General features: G+C 67.3%; 6 protein-coding genes and 2 pseudogenes. 7 read left to right on the top strand and 1 reads right to left on the bottom strand.

All coding sequences use genetic code 11. The features are described from left to right. The 3 genes from ACKOB8_RS07780 to ACKOB8_RS07770 form a co-directional block, all read left to right on the top strand. Nucleotides 1-740: glycoside hydrolase family 16 protein (locus ACKOB8_RS07780; protein ID WP_526376640.1), on the top strand; the 740-nt coding region annotated here is incomplete at its 5' end. Nucleotides 741-789: 49 nt separating this feature from the next. After that, nucleotides 790-948 carry a DUF5993 family protein gene (locus ACKOB8_RS07775; protein ID WP_526376639.1) on the top strand — a complete coding sequence of 53 codons (159 nt, stop codon included), beginning with the start codon at nucleotides 790-792 and terminating at the stop codon, nucleotides 946-948. After that, nucleotides 948-1,595 (top strand): disulfide bond formation protein B, encoded by a 648-nt coding sequence (locus tag ACKOB8_RS07770; RefSeq protein WP_526376638.1) that lies wholly within the window; start codon nucleotides 948-950, stop codon nucleotides 1,593-1,595. Before ACKOB8_RS07775 ends, ACKOB8_RS07770 begins: the two co-directional genes overlap by 1 nt. 7 nt (nucleotides 1,596-1,602) lie before the next feature. Here the strand turns inward: ACKOB8_RS07770 and ACKOB8_RS07765 are convergent, their stop codons facing one another. After that, a complete protein-coding gene (locus ACKOB8_RS07765) occupies nucleotides 1,603-3,024 on the bottom strand; it encodes a hypothetical protein (protein ID WP_526376637.1) in 1,422 nt (473 codons plus the stop codon). A 130-nt stretch (nucleotides 3,025-3,154) separates the two neighbouring features. On the opposite strand from ACKOB8_RS07765, the gene ACKOB8_RS07760 reads away from it, so the two are divergent. From ACKOB8_RS07760 to ACKOB8_RS07745, 4 genes and pseudogenes are all read left to right on the top strand, one after another. Beyond that, the gene (locus tag ACKOB8_RS07760; protein ID WP_526376636.1) at nucleotides 3,155-5,026 is read left to right on the top strand and encodes an Ig-like domain-containing protein; all 1,872 of its coding nucleotides are present in this window, start codon (nucleotides 3,155-3,157) and stop codon (nucleotides 5,024-5,026) included. A gap of 145 nt (nucleotides 5,027-5,171) precedes the next feature. Further along, nucleotides 5,172-7,013 (top strand): AMP-dependent synthetase/ligase, encoded by a 1,842-nt coding sequence (locus tag ACKOB8_RS07755; protein WP_526376635.1) that lies wholly within the window; start codon nucleotides 5,172-5,174, stop codon nucleotides 7,011-7,013. Between the two features lie 418 nt (nucleotides 7,014-7,431). Continuing rightward, a pseudogene (locus ACKOB8_RS07750) lies at nucleotides 7,432-7,751 on the top strand (IS256 family transposase); the annotation flags it as partial. A 238-nt stretch (nucleotides 7,752-7,989) separates the two neighbouring features. Beyond that, nucleotides 7,990-9,022 (top strand): annotated as a pseudogene (locus ACKOB8_RS07745) (hypothetical protein); the annotation flags it as partial.

Genomic DNA, 9,022 nt, shown 5'->3' with positions numbered 1-9,022 from the left:
CGGCTGTCCCGCCCGCGCCCGCCGCCGCGGTGCCCAACTTCATCTTCACCGACGAGTTCAACGGCCCGGCCGGTTCGGCGCCGGATCCGGCCGCGTGGCAGATCGCGCAGGCGCGGGAGCTGATCAAGAACCCGGTGTTCTGGGATCGCCCGGAGAACATGGGCCAGTATCGCGACGATCGGGAGCACGTCTTCGTTGACGGCAACTCCAACCTCGTCATCCGCGCCACCCGGCAACCGGACGGCAAGTACGTCAGCGGCAAAGTGGTGGGCAACTTCGCCACCGGCATCAACCGCACGTTCGAGGCGCGGATCAAACTCAACTGTCTGACTGCCGGATGCTGGCCGGCCTGGTGGGTGCTCAACGACAACCCGGTGCGCGGCGGTGAAGTCGACCTGGTGGAGTGGTACGGCAACGGCGAGTGGCCCTCGGGCAGCACCGTGCACGCCCGCCTGGACGGGACCTCGTTCGCCACCCAGCCCTACCCGGTCGACTCCAACTGGCACACCTGGCGGCTGACCTGGAACGACTCGGGAATGTACTTCTGGCAGGACTACGTCGAGGGCAAGGAGCCCTACTTCGAGGTTCCGGCGAACTCGATCCCGGAATGGCCGTTCAACGACCCCGGCTACACGCTTCGCCCGGTGCTCAACCTGGCGGTCAGCGGATCCGGCGGCGGCGATCCCCGTCCGGGCAACTACCCCGCCGAGATGCTCATCGACTGGGTGCGCATCTTCTAGCCCGGCGCGTTTGACAGCGGCTGCGGTCGCTTGGGCATACCGTATCTTCGTGGACATCCTCATCATGACCCTGCTGTTGGCCATCGTCCTGTTGATCTGGCGAGGAGCCAACCGATACCTGATCATCGCGCTGTGGTTCGTCGGACTGATTGCCACGGTGGGCCTGTTCCGCTTCCACGTGACATCGACCCTGGACCTCAGTTTCTGATGGCCGAGGTAAACGTCGTCGAGCCGGACGCCCCAGCGTCAGGCGGCAATGGTTTCTGGGGCTTCACCAGCTTCTGGGGCCTGCACGCCTGGATCTTCGCCTACAGCTTCGTGATGCTAAGCGCCTTCTTCATCCAGTTCGTCGAGGGCGAGTTTCCCTGCCCGCTGTGCATGCTCCAGCGATACGGCATGATCCTGTCCACCGCCGGTGCGCTGCTCATCGTCATGCAGGCCCGGCGGGGAACCCTGACCACCTCGAGGTACTCGCAGGGACTGGGCATGGGGATGCTCGGCGCCCTGGTGGGTGGCGCCGAGGTGTCGGTGCGCCAGATCCTGCTGCACATCAATCCGGGCGACCCCGGGTACGGGGCACCGGTGCTGGGACTGCACCTCTACACCTGGGCGTTGATCACCTTCGTCATCGTCATCGTCTACTGCGGTTTCCGGCTGATCCTGGAGCCCCGGGGGATACCGCAGGCTCCGCCGCGCGGCAGTGTCCCGTGGACGGTCTCGACAGTCATCATCTGGATCTTCATCGGGGTCGTCGCCGCTAACGTTGTGGCCATCATTTTCCTGGAGGGCTTCGCGTGGGTCCTGCCCGACGACCCGATGAGCTACAACCTCATCGACCAGATCCGGGGACGCTAGGCGCCAGTCAGCGCGAGGCGCGCGCGCTGGCGGCCTTGCGCGCTGTGGTCCGGGCGTCGGCCGACGGTGTGGCGGAACCCGATTTCGCGGCCCGCGTAGCCCGCGCAGGCGGCCGGGCCGACTGGGCCGGCCGGGCCGCCTGGGTGACGCGCTGCGGGGCCCGAGTCACCGGCGGCGGGAAGGCGTTCTGGAAACCGGTGACCAGCGCGCCGACCACGTCCCCGGGCACCCGCAGCAGTTCGCCCACGGTCAGCGGTTGCTCCGACAGGAACGGTGTGCTGGTCGCCGACAATCCGAACGTGCGCTCGTAGGGTGCGTAGTTGCCGTAGGTAGTCGGGTCGGCGGCGATATCGGCGGGGGTGACCACGTCGGGGTAGCCGATGTTGACCAGAATCTCGAATGCCGGTTGCAGCGCGTCGGCGAACGGCGTCTTGAGTTGCCCGACCTCCCCCGCCAGGCTGGCGATGTAGTTGAGGATTCGCGCCGGCAGCCGTAGCGGCTCGAGGATCGGTAGGTCGTCGGGTGCCAGGGTGACCCACGAGGTCGAGCCCGCGGTGCCGGGCGCGGGGGCGAAACCGCCGATGACAGTCCCCCCGAATCCGGCCAGGATCGCGTTGGTCGCGGCGTTCCCGGTCGCAGTCGTGGGATCGGTGCCGAAGGAGGCCACCAACTCGCTCCCGCCGAGCAGGTTGGTCGGCAGTCCGGCCATCAGCGAGTTGAGGAGTGCGAAGGGGTTCAGCGTGACCGGGAAGTCGCTGAGAGGGTTATAGGCCCACGTCGCGTCGACCAGCGCCGGATTGAGGATCACCCCGGAACGTTGCCCGGTCGGCTGCCCGATCGGCGGGATGCTGGTGTCGATGCCGAACAGGTCGGCGATGAACCTGAAGCGCGTGTAGAGACCGCCATTCGGCCGCAGCGGGTCGCTGACCAACACCAGGCCGAGATTGGTCTGCCCGGGGATCAGCTCGGTGTAGCCCGCCGGGGTGTTGCCCTGGGCACTGGCGATCATCGCGCGATAGGCGTCGATCATGGCCACCCCGCCCGGGCCGGTGGCGATCACCGGGACCACGCGGCAGTTCCCGGCCAGGCCGGTGCCGCCCAGCGCGCACAGCGGCAACTGCTGCAGGCGTGTCTTCATCGGCACCGCGTTGACGGCGTCGTTGAGGCTGACCGGATCGGCGGCGGTATTGGCCAGCTGCAGCACGAGATTGTCGATCCCCAAGGAGCCCACCGTGATGGGAACGCTGGTCACGCCCAGCCCGGCGATCAGTCCCATCAGCGGGCCGGTGGTGATCGTCGGGTCGATGGTGACGTCGGCCGCGGTGGCCGCCGGTGCCGGGCCGGTCAGCGTGGCCGCACCGGCCGCCGCTGTGGCCGCGCTCAGCAATATCAGTCTGCGGGTGACCGCGCGGCGCGCTCTCGCAAGCATCACAACGCGGAGGTTACCCTGCCGCGCCGCAACGATGCGGCGATTGGCGCGGTAGGGTACTGGCCGAGGGCAGCGGAGGGAGAGCGGGATGGCTGCTTCGGTTTTCGTCGGTCGCTTAGGCGGCCTAGCGGTGGCGCTGGGGATCGGTCTGGGTGCGGTGGGGGCCGTCCCGGCCGTCGCCTGGGCCGCGCCCGAATCGCCGGCCGGGGAGGCCGGTCCCGCGGGGGACAAGGCGGCCGCCCAGCGGAGTAGCGCCTCGAGCCGTTCGGGCGCCTCCGAGCGGACGGCCGAGGCCCCGCCGCGTCGCGCGCCCGCCTCCGATCAGCCCGCGCCGACCCGGTCCGCGAACCGCTCCACCGGAAGCGCGGAATCAGACGTGGCGCAGGGCAAGTCGCGGACTGCGTCGGCGCGTGCCCAACAGCAGCAGGCGCCGTCCTTCGGCGACCTCGTCCAGTACACGCTGTTCCACCGCGCGCCCACCGCGAGCCCCGCCCAGAATCCGGGTCAGTCATCCACCGGAGTGGTGACCGGGAACATCAACGCCGACAGCGCCAACGGCGGTCCGCTGAGCTACGCCGTCGCCCAAGCACCCGCCCGGGGCAGCGTGCAACTGGCGCAGGACGGCGGATACACCTACACCCCTGACGCGGAACTGGCGCAAGCCGGCGGCACCGACGATTTCAGCGTCACCATCGACAACGGCAGCGCCTACCGGCTGACCGGTATCGCCGGACTGGTCCAGGGTCTGATCGCCACGTTCGCGCAACTGGTCGGATTGCGCCAGCCCGACACCCTGACCGTCGCGGTCCCGGTCAGCATCGTCGCGACCGGCTCCACCAATGCGCCGCCCGAGGTCGGCACGCCGATCGTCGGCGAACCGGACACGACGACCGGGGTGGTGAGCGGCCAGATCGTCGCCACCGACCCGGACGGCAATACCCTGACCTACAGTGCCCCGGCGACGACGGCCAAGGGCGCGGTGGCCATCAACGCCGCCAGTGGGGCGTTCACCTACACCCCCACCGCCGCGGCCCGCGACGCCGCCGCCAGTCCCACCGCGACCGAGGCCGACAGGGCTGATTCCTTCACCGCCACCGTCAGCGACGGCACTGCGTCGGCCCAGGTGCTGGTCGCGGTTCCGGTGAGCCCGAAAGCGTTCCCCGCTACGGGCAATCTGGCGTTCAGCTTCGACTACGACGCCGGATCGCAGTACTGGTCGGACTCCTCACGGGCGGCCCTGCAGTGGGCCGCCGACACGCTGGCGTCCTATCTGGTGGTCGACTCCCCGGTCACGATCACCTTCAGCATCACGGCGGACAGCCTGCCGGACTCGGACACTCTCGCCTCGGCGGGAAGCGATCTGACCAACTCCAGGGCTGGCTTCTACAACACGATCGTGCAGAACAAGGTGCTCACCGGTGTCGACGCCAACGACTCGGCGGCCGACGGCGAGATCGATGTCAACTTCGGAATCGACTGGGCCTTCGGTGATTCCGTCGGACCCGACCAGTACGACTTCAAGTCGACCATGCTTCACGAGCTACTGCACGCCTTCGGGTTCCTGGGCTACATCGACGAACCCGGCAACAACTCCGGGCGCAACTGGCCGCAGTTCGACCGCTTCGTGGTCGACGAGGAAGGCACGGCGGTGATCGGCACCGACTTCCGCTTCAAAAACGCCTACGAGGAGAACCTCACCGGTGGTGCCGGAGGGTTGTATTTCGGTGGGCCCAACGCCGTCGACGCCTATGGTGGTCTGGTCCCTCTCTACTTCCCCGACCCCTGGGAGCCCGGCAGTTCGGGATCGCATCTCGACGACTTCATCTTCGTCGACGCCGATCAGAAGCTGATGAACGCCGCAGCAGAACCCGGCTTAGGCGTGCGCGTGATCGACGCGATGGAACTGGGAATCCTGAGTGACATCGGCTACACCGTCAACCCGCAGCCGTCGGCGGCGCTGCTCTTCCTCGGCATGCTGTTCCTGCGCCGCAAGCGGACCTAGGCCGCGGGCACGGCGGATTCCGGCGTGTCGATGATCGCGCACCCTCAGTGCGGCCGGTGTTGTGCGGGGGTGGCGGCCACCGGAATCTTCTACCGAAGACGCTGAATCCGGCTGAAGGCCCCGGCAAGCAATTTAAGCTCGCGCTATGACTACTTCCGTGTTACCCGGGGAGACGGTCCGGATCGCCAGAGTCGACAAGCGACTGCCGACCGTTGCCAAAATGTTCGTCACGCGGGTCGCCGAGACCCCCCATCGGGAAGCATTTCGCTACCCCCGCGGCGACGGCTGGGAGAGCGTCACCTGGCAGCAGGTCAATGACCGGGTGATGCCCATCGCGGCCGGCTTGATCTCGCTCGGCATCGCCCCCGGTGACCGCGTCGCGCTGCTCTCGTCGACGCGTTACGAGTGGGTTGCCGTCGATTACGGCGTGCTGTGTGCCGGTGCCGTCACGACGACGGTGTATCCGACCACCATCGCCCCCGACGTGGCCTACATCGTCGCAAACTCGGGCAGCCGCCTCGTGGTCGCCGAGGATCAGAGCCAGGTCGACAAACTGATCGAACGCCGCGCCGACATCCCGGATGTGGTGAAGGTCGTGGTCATCGACGGCGCCGGTGACGGGGACTGGGTGATTTCCCTCGGTGAACTCGAACAACTCGGAAAAGAGTTGCTGGACAAGTCTCCCGGTGCCGTCGACGAGCGGATCGAGGCCGGCCGCGCAGAGGACCTCGCCGCCATCATCTACACCTCCGGCACCACCGGCAACCCTAAGGGGGTGCGGCTGACCAACGTGGCCGGAACCTATGTCGCTTCGGCCATCCATGAGCTCGGCATCACCAGCCCTGACGACCTGAACTACGTCTGGCTGCCGTTGTCGCACTCGTTCGGCAAGGTCATGACATCCATGCCCCTGGTGAGCGGCTTCCCGAGCGTGATCGACGGCCGGGTGCCCAAGCTGGCCGAGAACCTCAACATCTTGCATCCCACCTTCCTCTGTGCGGTGCCGCGTGTCGCGGAGAAGGTCAAAGCCGGTGTGCAAGGGGCGATCTCGGAGATGACCGGGCTGAAGAAGACGATGGCCGACTGGGCGATCGATGTCGGTCACCAGGTTGCGCGGGCGCGGCAGGCCGGCAAGGCGCCCTCGCCGGTTCTCCAGCTGCAGCAACGGCTGGCCGACAAGCTGGTGTTGTCCGGAATCCGGGAGAAGCTGGGCGGCCGACTGCGTTTCGTGATGACCGCGGCGGCGCCGCTGGACCGCGATGTCGCCCTGTGGTTCGACGCCATCGGTATCCCGGTCCTCGAGGGTTATGGCCTGACCGAGACATCCGCTGCAACGCTGGGGAATCGGATGGACAGTTACCGGTACGGCACTGTCGGTATCCCCTTGCCCGGCACGGAGGTCAAGATCGCCGAGGACGGTGAGGTTCTGCTCCGTGGCCCGGGTGTGATGGCCGGCTACCACGAAATGCCGGAAGCCACCACCGAGGTGCTCGAGCCGGACGGTTGGTTCCACACCGGCGACATCGGCGAACTCGACGCCGACGGATATCTCAAGATCACCGACCGCAAGAAGGATCTGTTCAAGACCTCGCAGGGCAAGTACGTCGCGCCTTCGGCGATCGCCGCGGCATTCGGCGGCATCTGCCCGGTGGTCAGTGAACTGGTGGTCTACGGCGAAGGCCGCCCGTACGCGGTGGCGCTGGTAGGACTGGACCCGGATGCGATCAAGGCCTGGGCGGCCAAGAACGGCCTGGGTGGCAAGTCGTTCGCCGAGATCACCCGTGACCCGAAGACCCGTGAACTCATCGGCGGCTACATCGACCAGCTGAACGCCGGGCTCAATAACTGGGAGCAGATCAAGAAGTTCTCGATCATCGAGCGGGAACTGTCGATCGACGCCGGTGACTTCACTCCGAGCATGAAGCTGCGCCGCAAGGCCGTCGTCACCAGCTTCGCCGACGAATTGGAGTCGCTGTACGCGAAGTGACCGGTGAGAGCCGCGGACCCACCGTAGGTGTGGAGCCGATGACGGGAATCGAACCCGCGTTCTCAGCTTGGGAAGTCGATTGGAACTGTTCACCTGGGTCTCCGGTTGTCTATGGGGTAGGCGCGAACTGGAGGAGTCGTCCACTTCGGTCCACGGCTGTCGAGCAGGTTCAGGGACAACTGTGACAACGTCGTGACACCGGGCTAGGTACCGATCAGGCCGGGAGAAAAGCGATACGGCGCGGTTCGTCGGGCGGAAAATCCGTGCTAGGGGGAAGGCTGTATTCCGCCGATGTGTCCGCGCGGGATCGGTCGAGAGGGTGACCCCCTGGCATCGAAAGTCGAGGCTAGGGGCTTCCCGAGGTTGTCCCGGGTCTCGTGGAAGTTGAGGTGGCGGTCCCCCGCTCGAGACCTGCCGTGTGGTAGGTGTCGGGCGTCTGCCAAGACAGTCCAACACGAGAAGGGGACCACCATGAAGAAGAGTAGCCAGAACGGGTTTGCGGGTGTGCCGGTGAGCGCATTCCCGGAGCAGGTGAGCGTGGCGATGGCTGAGATCGCCGAGAACATGCAGGAGGGACTGCTGGCGTTGGCCGTCGGCGCGGGTCTGCAGGTCATGGCGGCGTTGATGGAGGCCGACGTGACCGCGTTGGCCGGCCCGAAGGGCAAGCATGATGCCAACCGCGCCGCGGTGCGCCATGGCCGTGAACGGGGCTCGGTGACCCTGGGTGGGCGCCGGGTGGCGAGGGCAGGTTTATCCGGGTCAAGAATGGCGAGTTCACACCCCGCCGGCAGCACTGCCAGCGAAGAGCCGGGAAACCGGGCACAGGTCAGCTACGGTTGCATCCGTTCGCCATCGAACCGACGCGCCATCTGAGTTACGGGGGATACTCGTGCCCAAACACCGCAAGTCACCATCGTCACGAACTCTCGCGCTGGTCACTACCGGATTGGCCGGGGCGATGTTGTTCAGCCCGGTAATGGCGACGACCTCCGCCTCCGAGCCCGGCGCCGCCGAGCGCCCGGTGCGCTTGGCCAACGTCGACTGCACGATCGGAGACACCCTGTGCTTCGGTGCGGAACGGTCCCCGACCGCCGCCGCGACCGCCGCCGCGATCGGTGCCGGTTTCGGTGCCGATCTCGGCGCCGAGAATCCGATCAACGACCTCATGCGCTTCTTCATCGGCAACGGCACACCCGACCGTCCCGACGGTGGCATCCTCATCGGCGACGGGTACAGCTTCAGCGACAACGACGTCGGCGTCACCCCGTACTGCGTCGCAGGCGAGCCGTGCAACGGCGGTAACGCCGGGCTGCTCATAGGCAAGGGAGGCAACGGCTACAACGGCGGTACGGGCGGCAACGCGTATCTCTTCGGCCGGGGTGGGAACGGGGGCAGCGCCCTGGACAGCTCGCAGCCCGGCGAGCCCTTCGACGGCGGCAAAGGCGGCCACGGCGGCATCCTCGGTGGGTTCGACTCCAGTGGCTTCCTCTTTCGAGGCGGCGGCGGGAACGGCGGAAACGGCATCAACGGCGGAAAGGGCGGCGACGGCGGCGACGCTGGATGGGGCCTCGACTTGATTCCCGCCGTGATCGGCCGAGTCTCCGGAGTCGACCTCGGTATCAACTTCAGTTCGGTCCCCGGACTGGGCTTCAACTTCCTATCCTTCTCCGGCACCGGCGGCACTGCGGGCAATGGCGGGGACGGCAACGCCAAGTATCCGAACGGCGGTAACGGCGGCAACGGCGGGGACGCCGCCCAACTGCCCCTGCTGGACCCCGGTGACACCACCCACACGGGCGGCAAGGGCGGCAGTGGGTACAGCAACCCGAACGGGGCGGGCGGAAACGGCGGCAACGGCGGAAACGGCGGCACGGGAGGCCTGTGGGGTGCCGAACCGGGCGGAAAAGGCGGAAACGGCGGAGAGGGGGGGACCGGAACCACCTCCGGCGGAAACGGCGGAAACGGCGGAAACGCCGGCTTCGGCAGCCTGGTGGCCGGCAAAGGCGGAC

It is taken from the genome of Mycobacterium sp., assembly GCF_046091765.1.
GTDB lineage: Bacteria > Actinomycetota > Actinomycetes > Mycobacteriales > Mycobacteriaceae > Mycobacterium.
Note: the sequence above shows the minus strand (reverse complement) of the source record. Positions and strands in the feature narration are given on the sequence as shown.

What these genes read in the sequence shown, in the direction of transcription:
- ACKOB8_RS07770 (WP_526376638.1), top strand. Translation starts at nt 948, where the DNA reads ATGGCCGAGGTAAACGTCGTCGAGCCGGACGCCCCAGCGTCAGGCGGC.
- ACKOB8_RS07765 (WP_526376637.1), bottom strand. Translation starts at nt 3,024, where the DNA reads ATGCTTGCGAGAGCGCGCCGCGCGGTCACCCGCAGACTGATATTGCTG.
- ACKOB8_RS07755 (WP_526376635.1), top strand. Translation starts at nt 5,172, where the DNA reads ATGACTACTTCCGTGTTACCCGGGGAGACGGTCCGGATCGCCAGAGTC.